This is a genomic window from Legionella donaldsonii (genome assembly GCF_900452385.1).
GTDB lineage: Bacteria > Pseudomonadota > Gammaproteobacteria > Legionellales > Legionellaceae > Tatlockia > Tatlockia donaldsonii.
The window spans coordinates 1,854,722-1,878,470 of the sequence record NZ_UGOA01000001.1 but is presented as its reverse complement, the minus strand read 5'-3'; the positions used below and the strand labels follow the sequence as shown (position 1 = coordinate 1,878,470).

The window sequence follows — 23,749 nt, the reverse complement described above, 5'->3', positions numbered from 1 at the left end:
ATGTCATATGAAAACAGTAATGATATAGATCCAATTGAGACGCGTGAATGGCTGGATGCCTTGCAAGCAGTATTTGCCAATGATGGTAACGAACGGGCTGCATTTCTGCTCCAGGAGCTTATGAATAGAGCAAATGCCGAGGGAGTGAAGCTGAAAAGCTCTATTAATACTCCTTACCGTAATACTATAAAACCGCATGAAGAACAGCCGATGCCACCTGACGAAGGTATCGGCAAGCGAATTAATGCTCTTATTCGCTGGAATGCAGTAGCAATGGTTGTGCGAGCAGGTAAATATGCCGCAGAGCTCGGAGGGCATATTGCTTCTTATGCTTCTTCCTCGACCTTATATGAAACTGGATTTAATTATTTTTTCAAAGGTCCGGATAAAGTGAAAGGCGGTGATTTGCTTTATATACAGGGGCATTCTTCACCAGGAATTTATGCCCGTGCTTTTTTAGAAGGCCGTTTATCAGAACAACAATTAGATAAATTCCGTCAGGAAGTTGAAGTTGATGGATTGTCTTCTTACCCGCATCCGTGGTTGATGGGGGATTTCTGGCAATTTCCTACAGTATCCATGGGGCTAGGTCCATTGCAAGCTATTTACCAGGCACGTTTTCTAAAATACCTGGAAAATCGAGGATTGATGCATGCTGAAGGACGTAAAGTTTGGGCATTCCTGGGTGATGGTGAAATGGATGAGCCAGAATCTGTTGGTGCTTTATCTATTGCGGCCCGTGAAAAACTGGACAATTTGATTTTTGTGGTGAATTGTAACTTACAGCGTTTAGATGGCCCTGTCCGCGGTAATGGCAAAATTATTCAAGAATTGGAAGGTTTATTCCGTGGCGCTGGCTGGAATGTTATTAAAGTGATCTGGGGTGGACGTTGGGATCCACTTTTTGCACGGGATGATACTGGTATTATGCAAAAACGCATGGAAGAATGCGTCGATGGTGATTATCAAAGCTATAAAGCAAATGATGGTGCTTATGTCCGTGAACATTTTTTTGGCCAATATCCAGAGCTGAAAAAACTGGTAGCCAATATGTCTGATGATGAAATCTGGCGTTTAAACCGTGGTGGCCATGATCCACAGAAAGTATTTGCTGCCTATGCACAAGCAGTCAAGCATAAGGGAAGCCCAACAGTAATATTGGCTAAGACCATCAAAGGTTATGGTATGGGGGCTGCTGGTGAAGGTCAAAACATTACCCATCAGCAAAAGAAAATGACTATTGAACAGCTAAGAGCCTTCAGAGATCGTTTTAGTATTCCTATCAGCGATGAGAAAATTGCTGAAATACCCTTTTATCGTCCTGCCGATGATAGTCCGGAAATTAAGTATTTACGCAAACAGCGTGAAGCCCTCGGAGGTTATTTACCTGCTCGTACCACGGATGTTGAACCGCTAAAAATTCCTGTGTTATCAGCTTTTTCTGCGATTACCGGTAGTACGGGTGAACGGGAAATTTCAACTACGATGGCTTTTGTACGCATTCTATCGGTTTTATTGAAGGATAAAGAATTGAGTGCGCGTATTGTGCCGATTGTTCCGGATGAGTGTCGGACTTTTGGTATGGAGGGTTTGTTCCGTCAAATCGGTATTTATTCTCCAGTTGGACAACTTTATACTCCTGTGGATCATGAACAGGTGATGTACTACCGTGAAGCAAAAGATGGTCAGATCCTGGAGGAAGGCATTAATGAAGCAGGAGCCTTCTGTTCATGGATCGCTGCCGCAACATCATACAGTACCAACAAACTGGCAATGATACCTTTCTATATTTATTACTCAATGTTTGGTTTTCAACGCATTGGTGATTTGGCTTGGGCAGCAGGCGATATGCAGGCACGTGGATTTCTTTTGGGAGGAACCGCTGGACGTACCACATTGGCGGGAGAAGGTTTGCAACATCAGGATGGTCATAGTCATCTTATGGCGTCAACTATTCCCAATTGTGTGGCTTATGATCCAACTTATGCTTATGAGTTAGCTGTCATCATTCGTGATGGTTTATATCGGATGTATGAGAAACAGGAGAATGTGTTCTACTACATTACCGTAATGAATGAAAATTATACTCACCCTGAAATGCCAGCCGGTGTTGAAGAAGGTATTCTCAAAGGCATGTATTTGCTACAGGAGAGTGAGAAAAAGAGCAAAAAGCATGTGCAACTGCTGGGTAGTGGTACTATTCTGCGGGAAGTCATCAAAGCAGCACAAATGCTTCATGATGATTTTGCAGTGACTGCGGATATTTGGTCTGTCACAAGCTTCAATGAATTAAGACGAGATGGCCTGTCTGCAGAACGGCATAATCGCATGCATCCCGATGCTAAACCACAGCAGAGTTATGTCAGCCAGCAATTAGCTGATCGTAAAGGTCCTGTGATTGCTGCGACAGATTATATGCGCTTATATGCTGATCAGATAAGACCCTACATTGCAGCACCTTACATAGTACTGGGTACTGATGGATATGGACGCAGTGATACGCGAGAGCGTTTACGCCACTTCTTTGAAGTGGATGCTAAATTTGTTGTTTTAGCAGCTTTAGATGCTTTAGTGCAGCAGGGAGAAATGCCTAAATCAACAATTGTTGATGCAATGAAACGGTATGGCATTAATAGTGAAAAAGAGGATCCAGTGACTCACTAGGGCTCCCCTCAATTCTTCTCGGCATAGCCCCGACAATTCTACACTGTTTAGTGGGGTGGAATTAATATAGAAGGGCTATCCGGGGTAAATAGATGCCCAGTTTTAAAGGATGTTCTCGTAACATTAAATTTGGTCAAATAAATTTCAGTTTACCTGTTTGCTGAGGATAACTATGGCAGATGAGATTAAGATTAAGGTCCCTGATATTGGTGGCGCAACAGGTGTTGATGTCATTGAAGTAATGGTTAAACCAGGGGATGAAATAAGCGTAGATACACCATTAATTACTCTGGAATCGGATAAGGCGAGTATGGAGATTCCTTCACCCCAGGCCGGTAAAATTGGCCACTTGCAGGTTAAGGTTGGTGATAAGGTTTCTGAAGGGGATGTCATTTTGACTTTGATTGGAGAACAGCTGAAAACAGAGGAAAAATCGTCTATAGCCGCTCCCCCCACAGCCTTGGAAAAAGAAGAAATAATACCCAAAACGGAAGAGGTAAGCCTAAAATCGCAAACTACCTTGCAACACCAGGAAGTTAGCGTACCTGATATTGGCGGCGCAACAGATGTTGATGTTATTGAAATTATGGTGAAGCCGGGTCAATCGGTTACCAAGGATCAATCACTTATTACCCTGGAAGGTGATAAGGCAACGATGGATATTCCTTCGCCTACAGCAGGAGTTATTGAGAGTATTGCAGTAAAAATAGGGGATAAAGTATCACAGGGTACTTTGATTCTTGCGTTAAATGTAGAGCAGATCAGCAGTGAAAAAGAACAATCATCAGGCCAGCCAGGTGAGCTAGTCCCAGAAAAAACAGTGGCACAACCCGCTGCAGTTCGTTCTGAAAAGCCTGAGATAGCTCCTGGTTTAGTAGGTACTGAAAGGGCTGGCGCGGTTGTTTCTGCGGGGCCATCCGTTCGCCGTTTAGCCAGGGAGTTAGGAGTAAACCTTAATGAAATTAAGGGTAGTGGGCGAAAATCGAGAGTTATGAAGGAAGATGTGCAAGCCTATGTAAAAGCACGGCTGAGCGAAAAGCCATCTTCGGGCAGTTTTGCATTTCCTAGCGCGCCTGCGATTGATTTTTCCAAGTTTGGTGAAGTTGAAATTAAGCCTTTGAACAAGATTAAGCGCTTGACCGGAATTAATGTTCATCGCTCATGGGTTACTATCCCTCATGTGACGCAATTCGATGAAGCTGATATTACTGAGCTTGAGGCATTTAGGAAATCGGAAGCGGAAAATGCAAAGCAAAGTGGTTTCAAGTTAACGATGCTTGCTTTTGTGACTAAGGTAGTGAGTAAAGCACTCGCAGTATACCCACAATTTAATGCATCACTGGATGCGAGTGGTGAGAATTTAATTTACAAGCGTTATTGTCATATAGGGATTGCTGTTGAAACTCCGAATGGTTTGGTAGTTCCTGTTATAAAAGATGTTGATCACCTGACTGTCAGCGACATTGCTGCAGAAATGGCACGTTTAAGTGCAAAAGCACGAGATAAAGGGTTGATGCCTGCAGATATGAGTGGTGGTTGTTTCACGATTTCAAGTTTGGGAGGGATAGGTGGTACGGCGTTTACACCGATTGTGAATAGTCCTGAGGTGGCGATTCTAGGACTTTCCCGCTCCAGCATGAAACCTGTTTACGACAGAGGAGAATTCAAACCGCGGTTGATGTTACCTTTATCATTATCTTATGATCACCGGGTTATTGATGGTGCAGAGGCTGCACGTTTTACTCGATTCATTGCTGACTCACTCAGCGATATTCGACGGATTTTATTGTAATAACCCCTAAAGAAACTAAAAAAATATATATAGAAAATAGATTTTAGAACAGTATGAGGCGTGAAATGACTGCAAATATTAAAGCTGATGTAGTGGTATTAGGTAGTGGTCCTGGAGGGTATACAGCAGCCTTCCGTGCTGCCGATCTGGGCAAAAAAGTTGTATTGGTTGAGCGTTTCGATAGCTTGGGCGGTGTTTGTTTAAATGTTGGTTGTATTCCTTCAAAAGCCTTGCTTCATATTGCTAAAGTCATTGATGAAAGCCATGAAATGGCAGATCAGGGAGTCAGTTTTGGTAAACCCAAGCTGGATAGTAAAAAAATTGTTGCTTGGAAAAATTCTGTTGTTGGCAAATTAACAGGTGGTCTGAAAGTATTAGCCAAGCAGCGCAAGGTAGATGTAGTAACTGGTGTTGCGAAATTTTCAGGTACCCACCAGGTCACTGTACAAGGGGGAAATGGTACTACTACGGTTGAATTTGAAAACGCTATTATTGCTGTAGGTAGTGAATCGGTCAATTTACCTTTCATTCCTGAAGATCCACGTATTTTCAGTTCAACTGGTGCTTTGGAATTAGCTGACATTAAAGGGAGTTTACTTGTCTTGGGTGGCGGTATTATTGGCTTGGAAATGGCTACTGTTTATTCCGCTCTGGGTGTTGAGGTGACAGTTGTTGAGTTTATGGATCAATTGATGCCTGGAGCTGACATTGATTTGGTCAATGTTTTACACAAGCGCATGGCGAAAAAAGGCGTTAAGATCCTGCTTAAAACGAAAGTTACCGCGATGGAAGCTAAAAAAGAGGGTATTTATGTTTCTATGGATGGAGAGCACGCTACTGATAAACCGTTGTGCTTCCAGCAAGTCCTGGTATCGGTAGGAAGAAAACCAAATGGTGGTACTATTGATGCTGAAAAAGCGGGTGTAAAAGTTGATGAACGTGGCTTTATTAAAGTTGATAAACAAATGCGAACCAATGTTCCTCACATTTTTGCAATTGGAGATGTGGTAGGGCAACCCATGTTAGCCCATAAGGCAATCCCAGAAGGGCGTGTTGCAGCTGAAGTGATTGGTGGTATGAAACATTATTTTGATCCCAAATGCATTGCTAGTGTTGCCTACACCGATCCAGAGGTGGCCTGGACTGGATTGACTGAAAAAGAAGCTAAGGAGAAGGGAATAAACTACGAGAAAGCAGTTTTCCCGTGGATTGCCAGCGGACGTGCTTTGAGTATGGGGCGTGAAGAAGGAATGACCAAGTTGTTATTCTGTCCCGAAACTGATCGTATTCTGGGAGCTGGAATTGTAGGGGTAAATGCGGGTGACTTAATTGCTGAAACCTCTTTAGCAATTGAAATGGGTTGCGATGTCGAAGATATCGCTTTAACTATTCATCCTCATCCGACTCTTTCTGAGTCAATTGCCTTGTCTGCAGAAATTTTTGAAGGAACAATTACGGATCTTTATTTACCTAAGAAAAAGAAAAAGTAATTTGCATCTGAGATGCCATAGTCTGAGTTGATTATTTAGACTATGGCTAATTGCTTTGAGCGGAGCATACACGCTAGTATGTGAGTAGTGAAGCGCAGAAAACCAAGGCATAAGCGCCAAGATAGTAGATTCAACAACCCTTAAATACAATCTGATCTTTAGGACTACTATGAGACCTAAAATACGTCCAATGCAGCAGAATGACATTGATAGAGTGTATGAGATTGAGGTGATGTCACACCGAGCTCCGTGGAGCAGGGATATTTTAAGTGACTGTGTGCTAGTTGGTTATGATTGTCGAGTCATAGAGTCTAAAAAACGCATAGAAGGCTATGTAATCTGTCGTTATAGCTTTAATGTCTGCCATATTCTCAACTTATGTGTAGCTGTTTCAGCACAGAGAAAGGGCTATGGACGCTCGCTATTGAGAGCAGTGCTTTCTTCTTTGGTAAATACTAATTTCGATACTGTTATTCTTGAAGTGCGTCCCAGTAACGTGGCTGCACTTGCCTTATACGAGAAATTTGGTTTTCGTAAAGACGCAATTAAAGAAGCCTATTATCAAGACGAAAATGGTTATGAAGATGCTATCTTGCTTAAAAAATTGATTAGCAAAAAATAACTTTAAAAAACGTAGTTTAGAGTTTGGTGAGGTATTGTTGGCCTTCACTCAGGTTAGAAATCAATTCATTCTTTCTAAAAACTCCTGCAAATGAGGTTTTTCTTTTTCACTTTGTAAGTAAGTACGCAGGTTATCTATAGCCTTGGTATAAGTTTCCTGATTATGTGTGCCTCGCATCAATTCAAAGCGGAGATAAACACAGTAAGTATTTAATACATCGGTTTCACAATAATCACGGATATTCTTTAAATTTCCAGCAAGGAATTGTTCCCATACTTTTGCTCCGCTCATGCCCATTTTACCAGGAAAGCCAAGCATACTAGCTATTTCATCCAGAGGCGCAAACGCTTTATTTTGATAAGCGGCTAGCACATCCATCAGATCCAGATGACGGTAGTGAAAGCGATTTAGATAGTTATTCCAGCGAAAATTTTGTTGATTTTCACCGGTTTCCCAATAAATTGGTGCGGAAATACCATGCAATAAGGCACGATAATGGAGCACGGGTAAGTCAAAACCGCAGCCATTCCAACTAATCAGCGTCGGTGTGTATTTCTCAATACCCGCAAAAAATCGTTGAATCAAATCTTTTTCATCCGATTGTTCATCACCTAAGGACCAGACCTTTAGCTGTGAACCTTGATTAAGTACTAAAGAAATGGCAACTACCTTTTGGAGATAGTGCGGTAAAAAATCGTTGCCAGTCTTACAGCGACGTAAAGTAAAGAGGGCTGAGGCTGTATCCGCATCAGATAATCCTTCTAATTCATATAATTTTTGTCCTGCTTTAATATCAGGAATGGTTTCTATGTCAAATACCAGAATGCTCATGATGAAGAGTGCTCAGTAAAATAAAGAGGTTCATAGTTTTAGCTTAAAACTAACATAGCTGGGTCAATTTGGGAATGACAACGAAAGGAGAGCGCTGACTTTTATATTGCCAAATTGACAGACGAAATTGCAAAAAAATTGTCAGTTTAAATAAAAATGTTTAATTTTATCTGCTTTTTTGCTACTAATACGCTCATTCATCCTAGCCCATACCAAATAAGAAAATGAATTTAAAACTGCTAACGCTTATTGCTTTTTCATTGTTACTGATATCCTGCGCTAGCCCACCCCCAAGAGACGTTAATAATATTTGCCATATTTTTAAACAATACCCCAGATGGTATTCGGATGCTCAGGATGTTGAGCGCCGATGGCGAATCCCTATTTCAGTCCAAATGGCAATTATTCATCAGGAATCCAAGTTTGATGCCAACGCAAAACCACCACGGACAAAATTGCTTTGGATTATACCCTGGAAAAGGCCATCCACAGCTTATGGCTATTCTCAGGCCCTGCATTCTACTTGGCGGCTATATAAAAGAGCGGGGGATGGGGGTAGGTATCTCGCCTCACGAGATGTTTTTGCCGATGCAGTTGATTTTATTGGTTGGTATGCTAATCAGGCTAATCGCCGTGCTGGAATACCCAGAAATGACGCGTACCCTTTATATCTGGCTTATCATGAAGGAATAGGTGGTTATCAATCTAGAACTTATTTGAAGAAACCTTGGTTGATTCAGGTTGCACGCAAAGTTAAAGCACGTTCCTATTTATATCAAGCGCAATTAAGCCAATGTAAAGCTTCGTTAAATTCCAAACCTTGGTATAGATAGGAGGCACAAGATTAGGTGGCTATAAAATAGTGGTAAGAACAAGTAGTTAAGATTAGTAATGACATCCAAGTTTTGAAAAGGTAGGATGATCGCTAAATTCGAATAGGAGCTGATTAATGCGTTTAATGTTATTAGGGGGGCCGGGTGCGGGAAAGGGAACGCAGGCAATTAAGTTAATTAACTATTTTAAAATACCACAAATTTCGACTGGTGATATGCTTCGTTCGGCAATTGCTGCTGGGACGGAATTGGGGAAAAGTGCTAAAAAGGTAATGGATTCTGGAAAACTGGTTTCTGATGAAATTATTATTGGTTTGGTAAAAGAGCGCTTACAACAAGATGATTGCCGGTCTGGATTTCTATTCGATGGCTTTCCCCGTACTATTCCGCAGGCTGATGCCCTAAAGAGTGCGAAGATTAAGCTTGATCATGTTATTGAAATAGCAGTGCCTGACGAGGAAATTATCAATCGTATAAGTGGTAGACGTGTACATGTAGCTTCTGGTCGCGTTTATCATGTTAAATTTCAACCGCCTAAAACAGATAATGTTGATGATATTACCGGAGAACCATTGATTCAGCGGGATGATGATAAAGAAGAGACGATTAAGCAGCGTCTCACTGTTTACCATCAACAAACAGAGCCTCTCATCAATTATTACCAGCAGTGGGCGAAAACAAATGATAGTCTGGCACCACAGTTTCATCGTGTGCAGGGCGTTGGCAGCATGGATAATATTTTTTCAGCCATTTTATCCTGTATTAATGCCAGGGAGATGCCATGTCAGTCAACACTATAAAGACAGACCAATTTGAAGGTTTGCTTGCGAATAATGAGATAGTTTTTATTGATTTTTGGGCGGAATGGTGTGCACCTTGCAAACACTTCGCAATGGTTTACGAGAAAGTTGCTGAGCAATATAAGACGATTAAATTTGTTAAGGTCAATATTGAGGAGGAAGCCGAGCTGGCTGAAATTTTTCAAATACGATCAATCCCCCATTTAATGGTTTTTAAGCAGGGCATTGCTATTTACTCAGAGGCAGGTAGTATGCCTGAATCAACGCTTAACGAACTGGTACAGCAGGCTATCAGTGTAGATGTCAGCGAAATCCGAGCCAAAATAGACAAAGGTGAAATTTAGTTATTAAGGCTAAGTCGTTGCTGACAATAATCTTCCAAGGCTTGTTTTTGTTCTAGCTCAAAATTCAAGCCCAGTTTAGTGCGGCGCCATAGGATGTCGTCGCTATCACAAGCCCATTCCTCGTTTCGCAAATAATCAACTTCAATCTGGTATAAATCATTGCCAAAATGAAGGCCCAGATCACTCATTTCTTTACATCCTGATAGCAATAATTCGGTGCGGGTGCCGTAACTCGTCAGGTAACGCTCTAGGATTGATTCGTCCAGCCAATAATATTTCTCCCGTGCATAAGTGGTATATTCTTTATAACTCCAGTTCTCAAAGATAGAACCTGGCAAGGGGATAGATTCTGTACGGGATATACCCAAGGCAGGGAAAAACTCATGTAAACTATTGACTGCTTCCAACGCCAATTGTCGGTAAGTTGTGATTTTTCCGCCATAAACCGTAAGGGCTGGAGCAGGTGAGTTTGTGCAATGATAGGTGTAATCGCGACTTAATGCTTTAAGCTCTTCGCCTGATGCGGCCAGTAACGGTCTAACGCCACTCCAGCTGTTAATAATATCTTTTCGCTGCACCCGACATTTAAAATAATTGTTAACAAGATTGCATAAATAATTAACTTCTTCTGTGGAAATGCAGACTTCATCTAAAGAGCCTTTAAAAGCAACATCTGTGGTTCCTATCATCGTGTAACCGTGATAAGGAACGATAAAGATAATGCGTTTGTCATCATTCTGAAGGAGATAGGCATGATTTCCTTCGTAGAGCTTATGAACAACTAAATGACTACCTTTGACAAGAGACATCTTAAATTTACTGGGAATACCTGATAATTTATTGAACGACTCCACCCAGGGACCAGTGGCATTAACAAGTACTTTGGCAGAGATTGTCTCTTCTTTGCCTGAATTTTTTTTAGCAGTTAATAGCCATAGATTATTTTGTACAGTGGCATTGGTTACGGCTACCCTTGTTTGAATCGAGGCACCGTATTCTTTGGCTTGTAATGCATTGGCAATTGTCAGCCGAGCATCATCAGTCGCACAGTCATAAAATAAAAAGCCTTTGACAAAATAGTTAGCTAAAGGTGAAAAATAAGGTGAGTGGTGGTTCCGACGTATCAGTTTGCTGTGGGGCAATTTATTTTTACGCTCAAGATTATCATATAGAAATAAGCCCGTTCGTAGCAACCAGGAGGGACGCATACCTTGTTGATACGGTAAAACAAAAGGAAGAGAATAAACGAGATGAGGAGCCAGGCTCAATAGAAGTTGCCGCTCATGCAAGGCTTTTTTAACCAAGGCGAAATCATAATACTCCAGATATCTTAGGCCTCCATGGATTAATTTAGAACTACTGGACGATGTTTTTGAAGCGAGATCTCCCTTTTCCAAAAGGATCACAGACAATCCGCGCATCGCTGCATCAGCGGCAATACCACAACCATTAATGCCCCCGCCGATGATTGCCACGTCAAAAACCTGATCCATGTTTGGTCTCCGCAAAAAAGCGTATAGAATAGTTTTGGTTGCTGTTAATTGAGACTGATATTATCAGTTTTTTTATTTTCCTCCAGGGGTTGCTGACATGTCTACTATCTTGGCTGAAAAGTGTTGATTCTTGCGCTTCGCTGCTCATAAATCAATATTTTTTGAATCAATCTAGCGAAATGTCAACAGCCCCTAATGAAATAATGTTTTAATGGTGATTGAAAATCTAAATAGCATAATCAGGGAAGTAAACGCAATGAATTATCTTCTTGCCATTGATCAAGGAACTAGCAGTACTCGAGCCATGTTGTATAACAGTGCTGGTAAATTACTCACTTCGAGTCAATATTTATTGACCCAATTTTACCCGCAACCAGGCTGGGTGGAACATGATCCCGAGGAAATTTGGCAAAAAACATTAAAGGCTATGCAAGATGTTGTTTCTGAAGTAGATGCGCATCAAGTTATTGCTTGTGGGATTACTAACCAACGTGAAACAACGTTAATTTGGGATAAACAATCAGGCGAGTGTCTTGCACCTGCAATTGTTTGGCAAGATAGGCGGACCCAACTATTTTGCGATAGTTTGTTGGATTGCGGGGAGGCAATCCAACAAAAAACAGGGCTATTGCCTGATCCTTATTTTTCTGCAAGTAAATTAAATTGGCTAATAGCTAATGTACCTAAAGCAAGCGAGTTGGCTGCAAGAGGGCAATTGGCCTTCGGCACGATTGATAGTTTTCTTATCTGGCGTTTAACAAAAGGTAAAGCCCATTTAACAGATATAACCAACGCATCGCGAACCTTATTATTTAATATTGTGGAGCAGCGCTGGGACGAGGATTTATTGAAACTTTTTGAAGTCCCGCCTGCCATTTTGCCAGAAGTGTGTTCCAGCGATGCTAATTTCGGCAACATAGAGCAAGATTATCTAGGTGCATCGATTCCTATTACCGGTGTAGTTGGCGATCAACAGGCTGCCCTGATTGGACAAAGAGGGTTTTCTCACGGGATGGTAAAAGCAACTTTTGGTACAGGCGGATTTCTACTTATGAATATTGGCCCGCAGCCCGTTTTGTCGAAACACCGGTTGTTAACAACAATAGCCTACCAGATTAAAGGACAAACTGTTTATGGTTTAGAAGGGAGTTTGTACCATGCAGGGACAACTGTTAAATGGTTACGTGATGAAATGAAATTAATTGCAGCCGCTGCTGATACAGAGTGGCTTGCAAAAAGCCTTAGCAGTAATGAAGGCGTTTATTTAATTCCTTCCTTCACCGGTCTTGGTGCCCCCCATTGGATAACGACTGCGGGTGCCGCCATTATTGGTTTGGCACGGACAACTAATCGTGCTCACTTTGCCCGTGCAGCGCTGGAGAGTGTTTGTTATCAAACCCGTGATGTTCTGGATTGTATGCGCGAAGATAGTCAGATAGCTTTATCGTTGTTGCGCGTTGATGGCGGGATGGCCGCTAATCAATGGTTCCTTCAATTTTTATCTTCACAATGCAATTTAACGGTGCAAAAACCTGATGATATAGAAACAACCGCTCAGGGAGCGGCTATATTAGCAGCAATAGGATGTGGTCTTGTGGATTCTTTAGAGGCATTGGAGAAAAACTGGGTTTGTGAAAAAGAATTTGTGGCAGCGAAAGAGAGAGACAGTGTGGAGAAAGATTATTGCGGGTGGCGGAGAGCTTTGCAGATGATCAAAGCAGGTTTGTAGCCTTTGAGGGCCAAACAAAACCAACGGGCTTTAAAGAAGCCACGCATGCGTGGCTTCTTTAAAAGGTTTAGGGTTAAAACCCCGGGTTTCAACGACCGGTTTTCACCTGGCTGTATTGGTTGGTTAGCGAACATCTCGTTGTTTTTCGCCAGTATAAAGCTGTCTTGGGCGACCAATTTTGGATTTGGAGGCAACCATTTCCATCCAATGTGACATCCAGCCTACCGTTCTTGCTAAGGCAAAAATAACAGTGTACATGTTGGTAGGAATGCCAATGGCACTTAAGGTAATACCGGAATAAAAATCCACATTCGGATAAAGCTTTTTCTCTACAAAATAGTCATCTTCAAGGGCAATGCGCTCAAGTTCCATAGCAAGTTTAAACAAGGGCGCCTCATGGGCACCAACCGCATTCAATACTTCATGACAGGTTTTGCGCATCACTTTGGCTCGCGGATCATAACTTTTGTAAACACGATGTCCAAAACCCATTAAGCGGAAAGGATCATTCTTGTCTTTCGCGCGTTTTATATAATGGTTAATATGCTTAATATCACCAATTTCTTTGAGCATATTAAGGCAAGCTTCGTTGGCACCACCATGGGCGGGCCCCCACAAAGCACCTATTCCTGCTGAAATACAGGCAAAGGGATTCGCCCCCGTTGATCCGGCTAATCTCACTGTGGAAGTCGAAGCGTTTTGTTCGTGATCTGCGTGGAGTGTAAAAATAGTATCCATCGCATCAACGATGATGGGATTGGGTTTGATATCCTCAGACGGTACGCCGAACATCATATGCAGAAAATTTTCAGCATAAGACATTTTGTTTTGCGGGTACATGTAAGGTTGTCCAACTGAATATTTATAACTCATTGCAGCAAGGGTTGGCATTTTAGCAATTAAACGAATTGCAGAAATGTAACGATCCTGTTGATTATTTAAGTCCATTGAATCATGGTAAAACGCAGACAAGGCACCTACTATACCAACCATAATGGCCATAGGATGAGCATCGCGGCGAAAACCATTTAAAAAATTATACATCTGCTGATGTACCATAGTATGGTTGTTAATCAGATTAATAAAATCCTGTTTTTCCTTTGCATCAGGCAATTCGCCATTGAGAAGAAGATAACTGACGTCGAGGAAGTCTTTTTTCTCGGCTAATTGTTCAATGGGGTAGCCTCTATAAAGCAAAATTCCTTTATCCCCATCAATATAGGTAATCTTGGATTCACAAGACGCGGTGGAGACAAAGCCCGGATCATAGGTAAACATGCTTTGCTCACCCAATTTATTGATATCAATTACTTCATTACCTAAAGTCGGACTATAGATTGGTAAGTCAATTGGCTCGTGACCGTCAATACTAAGCCTGGCAATTTTGTTTGTCATCGTGTCTCCTCGTTCATGGCTTGACAGCCTTCTCGCTTACTAAGTGCGCAGACTATATAAAAATGCCTTTCTCCAGTCAATTTATAGAAGCTGTCAAAATTTATCTTTCCACTAATGAATAAGTATGATCCAGATTGAAGGTTTTTAACAGAAATAAAATGCTAAAAATGAAATGAAACCATAACTGCCAATGGCTGAGTCATGTTGAAAATATTAAATGAGCTTCCCTTGTGGGTAGGCAGATTGAAATGCTTGATATGATTCAATTAAAGCCTGCTCTATGGTATCCTTCCAGCTTATTTTCATTTCAATCATTGCATGAGGACGCGTCCAAACCATGGTTTATCTTGCCAAAGAAGTTATACCCGTCAATATTGAAGACGAATTAAAGCAGTCCTATCTGGATTATGCTATGAGTGTTATCGTTGGCCGCGCTTTGCCCGATGTCCGTGATGGCCTGAAGCCTGTTCATCGTCGTGTGCTTTTTGCGATGAGTGAATTAGGTAATGATTGGAATAAGCCTTATAAAAAATCAGCGCGTGTGGTAGGGGATGTCATCGGTAAATACCATCCGCATGGTGATACAGCAGTCTACGATACCATTGTAAGGATGGCACAGCCGTTTTCTATGCGTTATATGTTGATTGACGGGCAAGGTAACTTTGGTTCCGTCGATGGTGATTTCGCAGCGGCTATGCGATATACCGAAGTCAGAATGTCAAAAGTTGCCCACGCTTTATTGGCTGATCTGGACAAGGAAACCGTCGATTTTAGTCCAAACTACGATGAAACAGAATTTGCTCCTGTCGTTTTACCATCACGAGTTCCTAACCTGCTGGTGAATGGTTCCTCTGGTATTGCTGTAGGTATGGCGACCAATATTCCACCGCATAACCTGACCGAAGTTATTAATGCCTGTGTTGCTTTGGTAGAAGATCCTGATTTGACGCTGGATGACATAATGAACTATGTACCTGGCCCTGATTTTCCAACAGCGGCAATTATTAATGGTAAAGCGGGTATTCTGCAGGCATACCGCACCGGGCGCGGCCGGATTTATATTCGCGCGCGGACAGAAATAGAGACAGATAGTCATTCTGGTCGACAAGCCATCATTATTACTGAATTACCTTATCAGGTTAATAAAGCCCGTTTAGTAGAAAAAATCGCTGAATTAGTGCGTGAAAAGCGTATCGAAGGGATTTCTGGTTTGCGGGATGAGTCTGATAAACAAGGCATGAGAGTTGTTATTGAGCTCAAACGGGGTGAAGTAGCTGAAGTAATTTTGAATAATTTGTACGCTCATACCCAGATGCAGAATGTATTTGGCATTAATATGGTCGCTTTGGTTGATGGTCAGCCGCGTACACTCAATCTAAAAGAAATTCTTGAGTATTTTATCAAGCATCGCCGTGAAGTGGTGACTCGCCGTACGATTTTTGAATTGAAGAAAGCTCGTAATCGCGCTCATTTATTAGAAGGTTTGGGAATTGCACTGGCTAATATTGATGAGATGATTGAACTCATTAAGAAATCACCAACCCCTCAAGACGCAAAAGAGGCTTTATTGGCGCGTTTTTGGCAACCAGGTTTGGTTAAGGCTATGCTGGAAAATGCAGGAAGCGATGCTTGCCGACCAGATGATTTATCCAGTGATTATGGTTTAGCTGCAGAAGGTTATCGGTTATCAGAACATCAAGCCCAGGCAATTCTTGAGTTAAGGCTGCACCGTTTAACGGCTCTTGAGCAAGATAAAATCATCAATGAATTTAAAGAGTTGTTAAATGTGATTAAAGAGTTGTTAGATATTCTTGCTTCTCCTGAGCGGTTGATGCAAGTGATTCGAGATGAATTGCTGGAAGTCAAAGCCCAGTTTGGTGACGAGCGTCGTACAGAAATTACCGCATCGCAAGAAGATTTAACTATTGAAGATTTAATTACTGAAGAAGATGTGGTGGTTACCCTCTCTCACCAGGGCTATGTGAAATATCAACCGATTTCTGCTTATCAAGCCCAGCGTCGTGGTGGTAAGGGTAAATCAGCTACCAATGTGAAAGATGAAGATTTTATCGAGCGTCTGATTATCGCCAGTACTCATGATACTTTGCTATGTTTTTCAAATCACGGGAAACTATATTGGCTGAAAGCTTATCAATTGCCTTTGGCAAGCCGCATTTCACGCGGTAAACCGATTATTAATATTCTTCCGTTGGCAGCCGATGAAGCTATCAACGCTATGTTGCCAGTGCGTGAGTATCAAGAGGGTTATTTTGTCTTCATGGCGACCAAACATGGTACTGTGAAAAAGGTACCACTTGAAGCGTTTAGTCGACCACGCTCTACGGGAATTATTGCAGTAGATCTGGATGATGAAGATCGCTTGGTCGGTGTAGATATTACCGATGGCAGTAAAGATATTATGCTGTTTACCGATGCTGGGAAGGTGATTCGTTTTGATGAGAACCTTGTTAGACCTATGGGTAGAACCGCACGTGGGGTGCGTGGTATTCGGTTGGGAGAAAATCAATCCGTTATTTCCCTGGTCGTTGCTCAATCGGAGGGTACGATATTAACTGCTACTGAGCATGGCTATGGTAAACGCACGAATATTGAAGAATATCGTGTGTCCGGCCGTGGCGGTCAAGGCGTAATTTCAATCCAAGTCAATGAACGTAATGGTAGAGTAGTCCGTGCTCTGCAAGTCTCCGAGGGGGATGAAGCGATGTTAATCACTGATAAGGGTACCTTAGTTCGCTTTAAAGTTGGTGAACTATCAATCATTGGTCGAAATACTCAAGGTGTACGCCTTATTAATGTCAGTTCAGGTGAGCAGGTTGTGGGTATGCAACGGATAGTAGACATTGGAGAAGACGATACTGAAGAGATGTCAGATTCCGATGAAGAGAATGATGTAGAAGAAACTAATGATGAGTAGGGGCTATAATTTTGGTGCTGGCCCCTCGATGTTGCCTGAATCAATTTTAATAGAAACACAGGAAGAACTTCTAAATTGGCAAAATCTGGATATGTCCGTCCTGGAGATTGGACACCGTACACCAGAGTTCATGGCCTTGATGGAGCAGACGGAGCAAGCATTCAGGGAGCTATTAAACGTCCCTGCCAATTATCATGTGCTTTTTTTAGGTGGGGCGGCACGTACGCAATTTAGTATGGTTCCCATGAATTTGCTTGCAGCTGGTGAACAGTCAGGTTATTTAATCACCGGTCTTTGGTCCTCACTGGCTTACCAGGAAGCAGTAAAAATTAAACAGGCTTATTGTGTTGCCAGTGATGAAGAGAATGGTTTTATAAAGATTCCATCACCGGAAAAATGGCAGATTAAAGAAAATACAAAATACCTCTATTTTACGCCGAATGAAACAGTTAATGGTGTTCGCTTTGCCAAAATACCAGCTATTTCAGGAGTCCCTCTTATTGCGGATATGACTTCATGTTTACTGAGCGAGCCTATTACTGTGAGCGATTATGGGCTGATTTTTGCCGGGGCGCAGAAAAATATTGCAAATGCCGGTTTAACACTGGTCATTATCAGTGACGAGCTACTAAACTCTTTGCCCGATAATAGTATTCCGACAATGCTTGATTACCGGACTCATAGCTCTACGCATTCACTTTACGCAACACCACCTACTTTTAATTGCTATCTGGCGGGGAAAATGGCTCAATGGGTCAAAGCCCAAGGCGGTGTTGATGCGTTGTATGAAATAAATTGTGCAAAAGCCTCTAGATTATATGATTACATTGATTCTTCAGGATTTTATCATTGTAAAGTATCCGAGGAGGCACGTTCTTTAGTAAATATTTGTTTTTCGCTTTCTGATGCGAACCTTGAAGAGTTGTTTTTGGCCGTAGCCAAAACACGGGGTCTATATGCTTTAAAAGGCCATCGCACAGTGGGAGGATTAAGAGCAAGCATATACAACGCCATGCCTATGGAAGGTGTAGAATATCTAATCAAATTTATGCGAGATTTTGCTAAGGAACATAATTAATGAACCTGATAGATTATGTAAGCAGCCCTATAAAGTCGGTGCAAGGTGATGTGACAGTTCCTGGTGATAAATCCATTTCTCATCGTTCAATTATTTTGGGTGCCATTGCCAAGGGTACGACTACTATTAGCGGCTTTTTAGATGGAGAAGATTGCTTGGCAACCTTAAAGGCCTTTCAGTCTATGGGTGTTGCCATTGAAGGGCCTGTAGCACAACGGGTTGTGATTCATGGTGTAGGTAAATATGGATTGCAAAAGCCCAAAGGTGTTGTGGATTGCGGTAATTCAGGAACATCTATGCGCTTACTTGCAGGTCTACTTGCAGCGCAGCCTTTTGACAGTGAATTGAGTGGTGATGCAAGCCTGCAAAAAAGACCAATGGAGCGGGTAAGTAGACCATTAATGCAAATGGGAGCTGAAATAATAACAAAGGAAGGGAGACCTCCTTTGCTTATTCGTGGTGGCCATGTTTTACACGGTATTACTTATGAAATGCCAGAAGCAAGCGCACAGGTTAAATCTTGTCTATTACTCGCAGGCCTTTATGCCCAGGGTGAAACAAAAGTAATTGAGCCGGGGTTTACTCGTGATCATACCGAAAGGATGCTGACAACCTTTTCTTATCCTATTCAAAAAGCGGAAAACACGATTATAATTAATTCGGACAGTGAATGTATTGGTACCGATATTATTATTCCAGGTGATATTTCTTCTGCTGCTTTTTTTATCGTCGCAGCAACAATTGTTCCGGGTTCAGAACTAGTTATACGAAATGTCGGCATTAATCCTACCCGAACAGGGATTATCCAGATTTTAACGGCAATGGGCGCAGATATAAGCTTGAATCACAAACGCCTTTGTGGTGAAGAGCTCGTTGCTGATCTCTATGTGAAGTATGCCCAGCTTGAAGGTATTGATATTCCTTCTGACTTAGTGCCAATTGCTATTGATGAATTTCCTGTAATCTTTATTGCAGCAGCCTGTGCCAAAGGGCAGACCTTGCTACATGGAGCACGTGAATTGCGTTGTAAGGAAAGCGATAGAATTGGGGCAATGGTTGAAGGCTTGCAACATTTGGGAATTGAAGCGCAGGCGTTCGAAGATGGTTTATATATTAATGGTGGAGTGTTGCAAGGCGGAGAGGTCGATAGTTTTCATGATCATCGCATTGCCATGGCCTTTGCTATTGCCGGAGCTGTTGCTAAAGCGCCAGTTACCATAAAAAATTGTGCCAATGTTGCAACGTCATTTCCAACATTTGTAAAAACGGCCAACAAAATAAAATTGGCTATCAAGGAAATACATGATGATGTTAGATAAAAACGTACCAGTGATTACTATTGATGGTCCTAGTGGCACCGGTAAGGGAACCATTTGCCATATGTTAGCAAACCATCTTGGTTGGCATGTACTGGACAGTGGATGTATTTACAGGGTTCTCGCTTATGCAACTAGAAAGAAAAGCATTGATTTTAATAACATTGCGCAAATTGTCGAGCTGGCATATTCACTTGATTTGCGTTTTGAAACGGATCCTCAACAACGAACTCGCGTACTGCTTGAGGGGCATGATGTTTTTGATGAAATAAGAACAGAGCTCTGTGGACAGGATGCCTCTAAAATTGCCGTAGTACCTGAGATCAGAAAGGCTCTGCTTGCTCGCCAGCGTGCTTTCGCCTTGCCTCCAGGGTTAGTAACGGATGGTCGAGATATGGGCACTGTGGTTTTTCCTGATTCAATATTAAAGATCTATTTATATGCCTCAGCAGAAGAAAGAGCCTCGCGTCGCTATTTTCAGTTGAAAGAAAAAGGAATTGATGCTAGCCTCGCCGAAGTTGTTGATGAGTTGGCTAAACGTGATGCAAGAGATACTGCTCGTACGCACGCGCCATTAAAGCCCGCAGAGGATGCGGTAATGATTGATACAACTGGTTTGACGATTGTACAAGTGTTCGATAATGTATTAAAATTGGTCGATGAACGCCTGTTTCTTCGTTAAATTGTGTTTCATAGGGGGGAAGATGAGTGGACCTCATGCTTCTATTTTTTTACTAAAGAGTTTATTAACATGTCTGAAAGTTTCAAAGAATTATTTGAGCAAAGTATCGTTGGCGCACAGTTTTATCCTGGAGCAATAATCACCGCAAGAGTCATAGGTATCGATGATGATTACGTCACCTTGAATGCGGGTTTAAAATCAGAAGGGATTGTTGCTGTTGAAGAATTTAAAGACAAAAATGGTGAGTTAGAAGTCCATTTGGGCGACACTGTTGAAGTTGCTTTGGATTCTGTAGAAGATGGCTATGGCGAGACATTGCTATCAAGAGAAAAAGCGAAGCGTCAAGAAGCATGGCGCAAATTATCTAAATGCCATGAAAATAATGACACGGTAACCGGTTTGATTTCTGGGAAAGTCAAAGGCGGCTTCACGGTTGAAATCGGCTCTATTCGTGCATTTTTGCCAGGTTCTTTGGTTGACGTCAGACCAGTTCGTGATCCCTCTTACCTCGAAGGCAAAGAGCTTGAATTCAAGGTTATTAAAATGGATCTGAAGAGAAACAACATTGTTGTTTCACGTCGCGCTGTCGTAGAAGAAGAAAGCAGTGCTGATAGACAGGCTTTACTTGAATCCTTACATGATGGTCAAATCCTTAATGGTATTGTTAAAAATCTTACCGATTATGGTGCGTTTATCGATTTAGGTGGTATTGACGGTTTACTCCATATTACCGATATTTCTTGGAAGCGCGTAAAACATCCAAGCGAGCTGTTGACTGTTGGTCAGGACGTTAAAGTGAAGGTCTTGAGTTTTGACAGTGAGCGTAATCGAGTTTCCTTAGGTATGAAACAACTCGGTAATGATCCTTGGGTTGATTTGGTTGAACGTTATCCTGTCGGTAAAAAGCTGCATGGTAAAGTGACTAATATCACGGATTACGGTTGCTTTGTTGAGATAGAAGAAGGGGTTGAAGGTTTGGTTCATATGTCTGAGATGGATTGGACTAACAAGAACGTACATCCAAGCAAAGTAGTTTCTATGGGTGATATGGTCGATGTTATGGTTCTTGAAATTGATGAAGAGCGCCGTCGTATATCTCTGGGTATGAAACAGTGTGTTGGTAATCCATGGCACCAGTTTTCACAAACTCATAGCAAAGGACAAAAAGTTCACGGAAAAATCCGTTCAATTACTGACTTTGGAATTTTCATTGGTCTGGATGGTGAGATTGATGGCTTGGTCCATCTGTCTGATATCTCCTGGAACGTTCCAGGCGAAGAGGCTGTTAAGCAGTTTAAGAAAGGTCAGGAATTAGAGGCAGTCATTCTGGCTATCGATGCAGAGCGTGAACGTATTTCCTTAGGTTTGAAGCAACTTGAAGGTGATGCTTTCAGCAGTTATGTTGAAGAATATGCTAAAGGCGCTGTTGTAAAAGGAAAAGTTTCTGCAGTTGATGCTAAAACAGTCACAGTTGATCTTGCTCCTGATGTTATCGGAACAATTCGTGTCAATGAATTATCAGAAGAAAAGGTTGATGATGCAACCACTCTCTTTAAAGAAGGTGATGAAATCGAGGCAAAAATTATCAATGTTGATAAGAAAAATCGCACGATAGCCTTGTCTGTTAAAGCGAAGGATGCTCAAGATCAAGCTGAAGCAATCAAAAAATACTCACGCAGTGGGGAAGTTGCTTCAACGACCTTAGGTGACTTGCTGAAAGAAAAAATGGCAAATAAAGAGGGTGAATAAACCTCTTTGCCTAAATAAAAAAGCGTAGTTTAACTACGCTTTTTTTTTGTTAAGTGGGTAATTCTCGTCAATTAACACTTTTCAAAAGCCTAATTGCGAATTAACGATCGGGATTAATAAAAACCCTTTCCAAACATGCTGTGGAGAGAAAAGTGCGAGGGGAGATGAGCGCAGAATCGGAGTGTATGCACGAGTATAGGTGGATTCGAGCACTAGACTTCTTCAGAAACTCGAAGGGATCGAATAAACTACTCATGAGTAGGGATATGAATCAATTTAATTTGCAGCTATTTTAAGGATTAATATAATGCGCCTGCTAATGATGATATTTTATTTAGTATTAATTTTATTAGGTGTAAGTTTTGCTGCACTGAACGCTTCTTCAGTACAGGTTAATTTTTATTTTAAAGTTCTAACGATGCCCATATCCGTATTAATGACGGTGATGCTGGGTGTTGGGGCTATTCTGGGCTTCCTGCTTTTTCTATGTCGTTATTGGCGTCTTAAGGTTGAATACTTAAAAATAAAGAGCCAGTTGAAGTTGACTGAAAAGGAAATAAAAAACTTACGGGCAATTCCTTTGCAGGATCAACATTAAGATGATTGACCCTGGTCAGCTCTGAATTTATTATCAGTGAGCGAATTTAAATTGCTAATTTATATTAGGTGCTGTTTACATTTTTGTTGAAATTGTTTTCTTCGCTGTTCCACGGAGAGGTCTCATTAACAAATCAGATAGATCGTCAGTGTAATAGCCCTAATCAAACTGAACGAGTTGAAGTAATGGAGAGCTTTAATGATTAATTTATGGCCATTATTGTTACCTGCTGCAGCCTGGTCTGGTTGGTGGGTTGCTAGCCGTAATTACTCTGGTAAAGAAAAGCGTTTTGATAACCGACTCTCGCGTGAATACGTAGTGGGACTAAACTACTTATTAAATGAACAGCCAGATAAAGCAGTTGATGTATTTATCAAACTGCTGGAGGTTGATAGTGAAACAGTAGAGACTCATTTGGCGTTGGGAAGTCTCTTTCGCCGTCGTGGCGAAGTAGATCGAGCCATTAGAATACATCAGAATCTGATTGCCAGGCCGCAATTAAGTTTGGTAGAGCGCAAAGAAGCATTAATGGCTTTAGGTCAGGATTACATGAGTGCGGGTGTATTTGACAGAGCTGAACGCATTTTCTTAGAGGTGGTAGAGTTGGGAGGTAGCCGCGAAACCTCCAGTCTACAGGGCTTACTTGCTATCTATCAGCAAGAAAAAGCGTGGGAAAAAGCGCTGGATGTCATAAAAAAGTTAGAGCTTTCCCTAGGGCAGAGTATGCACATGCAAGCCGCGCATTATTATTGCGAAATTGCTAATCAGGCATTAAAGAATAATTCTGTTGATAAAGCTCAAAACGCAATTAAGCAAGCTCTCGTTGTTGATAAAATGTCAGCGCGCGCCAGCCTTATGCAAGCAGCGTTGGATATGCAAAATGCTCGTTATAAACAGGCTATTCGCTCCTTAAAGCGAGTTCCGCAACAAGATCCAGAGTTTCTTAGCGAAATCATTGAGCCGTTAGTGATTTGCCACCGCGAACTGGATGCGATGAGCGAATGTGTAGAGTATTTACAACAGACGTTAGTCGAGCATCCCCGTGCATCCACCATTTTCGTTATTGCGGAGTTTTTGCGTCGCGAAAAAAATATGGATGCTGCCATTGATTTTGTATCGGATAAGCTTAGTACTCATCCTTCTATTAGAGGTTTAAACCGCTTAATTTGCTGGCACTTGGAAACTGCTCACGGTAAAGTGCGGGATAAATTACAAATGTTGTATGACATTACGAGTAAATTTTTAGATAACAAGCCTATCTATCGCTGTGGACACTGTGGTTTTGGTGGTAAACATTTGCATTGGCATTGCCCAAGTTGTAAACAGTGGGGTAGAATGAAGCCAGTCCATGGTTTGGAAGGGGATTAGAGCCGACTGTAAATTTGGGCAAATTGCTGT

General features: G+C 41.8%; 18 protein-coding genes. 15 read left to right on the top strand and 3 right to left on the bottom strand.

The window, feature by feature from the left end:
* From aceE to rimI, 4 genes are all read left to right on the top strand, one after another.
* The gene (gene aceE / locus DYC89_RS08645) at positions 1-2,664 is read left to right on the top strand and encodes a pyruvate dehydrogenase (acetyl-transferring), homodimeric type (protein WP_181879359.1); all 2,664 of its coding nucleotides are present in this window, start codon (positions 1-3) and stop codon (positions 2,662-2,664) included.
* A 172-nt stretch (positions 2,665-2,836) separates the two neighbouring features.
* Complete coding sequence (aceF, locus tag DYC89_RS08640; RefSeq protein WP_115221421.1) at positions 2,837-4,456, top strand: dihydrolipoyllysine-residue acetyltransferase; 1,620 nt, start codon at positions 2,837-2,839, stop codon at positions 4,454-4,456.
* Positions 4,457-4,521: 65 nt separating this feature from the next.
* Positions 4,522-5,946: a dihydrolipoyl dehydrogenase gene (gene lpdA / locus DYC89_RS08635; RefSeq protein ID WP_115221420.1), complete on the top strand. Its 1,425-nt coding sequence runs from the start codon at positions 4,522-4,524 to the stop codon at positions 5,944-5,946.
* Positions 5,947-6,115: 169 nt separating this feature from the next.
* The gene (gene rimI, locus DYC89_RS08630; protein ID WP_115221419.1) at positions 6,116-6,568 is read left to right on the top strand and encodes a ribosomal protein S18-alanine N-acetyltransferase; all 453 of its coding nucleotides are present in this window, start codon (positions 6,116-6,118) and stop codon (positions 6,566-6,568) included.
* Between the two features lie 60 nt (positions 6,569-6,628).
* Here the strand turns inward: rimI and DYC89_RS08625 are convergent, their stop codons facing one another.
* The gene (locus DYC89_RS08625; protein ID WP_115221418.1) at positions 6,629-7,399 is read right to left on the bottom strand and encodes a 3'-5' exonuclease; all 771 of its coding nucleotides are present in this window, start codon (positions 7,397-7,399) and stop codon (positions 6,629-6,631) included.
* Between the two features lie 224 nt (positions 7,400-7,623).
* Here DYC89_RS08625 and DYC89_RS08620 point away from each other — a divergent pair, with 224 nt between their 5' ends.
* The 3 genes from DYC89_RS08620 to trxA all read left to right on the top strand — a co-directional run bounded on the left by DYC89_RS08620 (position 7,624) and on the right by trxA (position 9,376).
* The gene (locus DYC89_RS08620; RefSeq protein WP_115221417.1) at positions 7,624-8,232 is read left to right on the top strand and encodes a hypothetical protein; all 609 of its coding nucleotides are present in this window, start codon (positions 7,624-7,626) and stop codon (positions 8,230-8,232) included.
* A 116-nt stretch (positions 8,233-8,348) separates the two neighbouring features.
* Entirely contained in the window at positions 8,349-9,032 is a 684-nt protein-coding gene (gene adk / locus DYC89_RS08615) for an adenylate kinase (RefSeq protein ID WP_115221416.1), read from the top strand.
* Positions 9,014-9,376: a thioredoxin gene (trxA, locus tag DYC89_RS08610; protein WP_115221415.1), complete on the top strand. Its 363-nt coding sequence runs from the start codon at positions 9,014-9,016 to the stop codon at positions 9,374-9,376. Before adk ends, trxA begins: the two co-directional genes overlap by 19 nt.
* On the opposite strand, the gene glpD is transcribed toward trxA, so the two are convergent.
* Positions 9,373-10,869, bottom strand: coding sequence for a glycerol-3-phosphate dehydrogenase (gene glpD / locus DYC89_RS08605; protein WP_115221414.1), 1,497 nt, complete (start codon positions 10,867-10,869; stop codon positions 9,373-9,375). The genes trxA and glpD overlap by 4 nt on opposite strands.
* 256 nt (positions 10,870-11,125) lie before the next feature.
* On the opposite strand from glpD, the gene glpK reads away from it, so the two are divergent.
* Entirely contained in the window at positions 11,126-12,598 is a 1,473-nt protein-coding gene (gene glpK, locus DYC89_RS08600) for a glycerol kinase GlpK (RefSeq protein WP_115221413.1), read from the top strand.
* Between the two features lie 123 nt (positions 12,599-12,721).
* On the opposite strand, the gene gltA is transcribed toward glpK, so the two are convergent.
* Positions 12,722-13,993 (bottom strand): citrate synthase, encoded by a 1,272-nt coding sequence (gene gltA / locus DYC89_RS08595; protein WP_115221412.1) that lies wholly within the window; start codon positions 13,991-13,993, stop codon positions 12,722-12,724.
* 337 nt (positions 13,994-14,330) lie between these two features.
* On the opposite strand from gltA, the gene gyrA reads away from it, so the two are divergent.
* From gyrA to lapB, 7 genes are all read left to right on the top strand, one after another.
* The gene (gyrA, locus tag DYC89_RS08590; protein ID WP_115221411.1) at positions 14,331-16,928 is read left to right on the top strand and encodes a DNA gyrase subunit A; all 2,598 of its coding nucleotides are present in this window, start codon (positions 14,331-14,333) and stop codon (positions 16,926-16,928) included.
* Entirely contained in the window at positions 16,918-18,006 is a 1,089-nt protein-coding gene (gene serC / locus DYC89_RS08585; RefSeq protein WP_115221410.1) for a 3-phosphoserine/phosphohydroxythreonine transaminase, read from the top strand. Before gyrA ends, serC begins: the two co-directional genes overlap by 11 nt.
* Before the next feature lie 8 nt (positions 18,007-18,014).
* Entirely contained in the window at positions 18,015-19,325 is a 1,311-nt protein-coding gene (gene aroA, locus DYC89_RS08580; RefSeq protein WP_370634587.1) for a 3-phosphoshikimate 1-carboxyvinyltransferase, read from the top strand.
* Positions 19,312-20,004: a (d)CMP kinase gene (gene cmk / locus DYC89_RS08575; RefSeq protein ID WP_181879454.1), complete on the top strand. Its 693-nt coding sequence runs from the start codon at positions 19,312-19,314 to the stop codon at positions 20,002-20,004. Before aroA ends, cmk begins: the two co-directional genes overlap by 14 nt.
* A gap of 69 nt (positions 20,005-20,073) precedes the next feature.
* The gene (gene rpsA / locus DYC89_RS08570; protein WP_058447783.1) at positions 20,074-21,753 is read left to right on the top strand and encodes a 30S ribosomal protein S1; all 1,680 of its coding nucleotides are present in this window, start codon (positions 20,074-20,076) and stop codon (positions 21,751-21,753) included.
* A 307-nt stretch (positions 21,754-22,060) separates the two neighbouring features.
* On the top strand, positions 22,061-22,351 hold the full coding sequence (locus tag DYC89_RS08565; RefSeq protein WP_115221408.1) for a lipopolysaccharide assembly protein LapA domain-containing protein: 291 nt from the start codon (positions 22,061-22,063) through the stop codon (positions 22,349-22,351).
* Positions 22,352-22,549: 198 nt separating this feature from the next.
* Positions 22,550-23,719 carry a lipopolysaccharide assembly protein LapB gene (lapB, locus tag DYC89_RS08560; RefSeq protein ID WP_115221407.1) on the top strand — a complete coding sequence of 390 codons (1,170 nt, stop codon included), beginning with the start codon at positions 22,550-22,552 and terminating at the stop codon, positions 23,717-23,719.
* The last annotated feature ends 30 nt before the right edge of the window (positions 23,720-23,749 follow it).

What these genes read in the sequence shown, in the direction of transcription:
- DYC89_RS08620 (WP_115221417.1), top strand. Translation starts at nt 7,624, where the DNA reads ATGAATTTAAAACTGCTAACGCTTATTGCTTTTTCATTGTTACTGATA.
- serC (WP_115221410.1), top strand. Translation starts at nt 16,918, where the DNA reads ATGATGAGTAGGGGCTATAATTTTGGTGCTGGCCCCTCGATGTTGCCT.
- DYC89_RS08625 (WP_115221418.1), bottom strand. Translation starts at nt 7,399, where the DNA reads ATGAGCATTCTGGTATTTGACATAGAAACCATTCCTGATATTAAAGCA.
- lapB (WP_115221407.1), top strand. Translation starts at nt 22,550, where the DNA reads ATGATTAATTTATGGCCATTATTGTTACCTGCTGCAGCCTGGTCTGGT.
- cmk (WP_181879454.1), top strand. Translation starts at nt 19,312, where the DNA reads ATGATGTTAGATAAAAACGTACCAGTGATTACTATTGATGGTCCTAGT.
- glpD (WP_115221414.1), bottom strand. Translation starts at nt 10,869, where the DNA reads ATGGATCAGGTTTTTGACGTGGCAATCATCGGCGGGGGCATTAATGGT.
- rpsA (WP_058447783.1), top strand. Translation starts at nt 20,074, where the DNA reads ATGTCTGAAAGTTTCAAAGAATTATTTGAGCAAAGTATCGTTGGCGCA.
- glpK (WP_115221413.1), top strand. Translation starts at nt 11,126, where the DNA reads ATGAATTATCTTCTTGCCATTGATCAAGGAACTAGCAGTACTCGAGCC.
- DYC89_RS08565 (WP_115221408.1), top strand. Translation starts at nt 22,061, where the DNA reads ATGCGCCTGCTAATGATGATATTTTATTTAGTATTAATTTTATTAGGT.
- adk (WP_115221416.1), top strand. Translation starts at nt 8,349, where the DNA reads ATGCGTTTAATGTTATTAGGGGGGCCGGGTGCGGGAAAGGGAACGCAG.
- rimI (WP_115221419.1), top strand. Translation starts at nt 6,116, where the DNA reads ATGAGACCTAAAATACGTCCAATGCAGCAGAATGACATTGATAGAGTG.
- lpdA (WP_115221420.1), top strand. Translation starts at nt 4,522, where the DNA reads ATGACTGCAAATATTAAAGCTGATGTAGTGGTATTAGGTAGTGGTCCT.
- trxA (WP_115221415.1), top strand. Translation starts at nt 9,014, where the DNA reads ATGTCAGTCAACACTATAAAGACAGACCAATTTGAAGGTTTGCTTGCG.
- aceF (WP_115221421.1), top strand. Translation starts at nt 2,837, where the DNA reads ATGGCAGATGAGATTAAGATTAAGGTCCCTGATATTGGTGGCGCAACA.
- aceE (WP_181879359.1), top strand. Translation starts at nt 1, where the DNA reads ATGTCATATGAAAACAGTAATGATATAGATCCAATTGAGACGCGTGAA.
- gltA (WP_115221412.1), bottom strand. Translation starts at nt 13,993, where the DNA reads ATGACAAACAAAATTGCCAGGCTTAGTATTGACGGTCACGAGCCAATT.
- gyrA (WP_115221411.1), top strand. Translation starts at nt 14,331, where the DNA reads ATGGTTTATCTTGCCAAAGAAGTTATACCCGTCAATATTGAAGACGAA.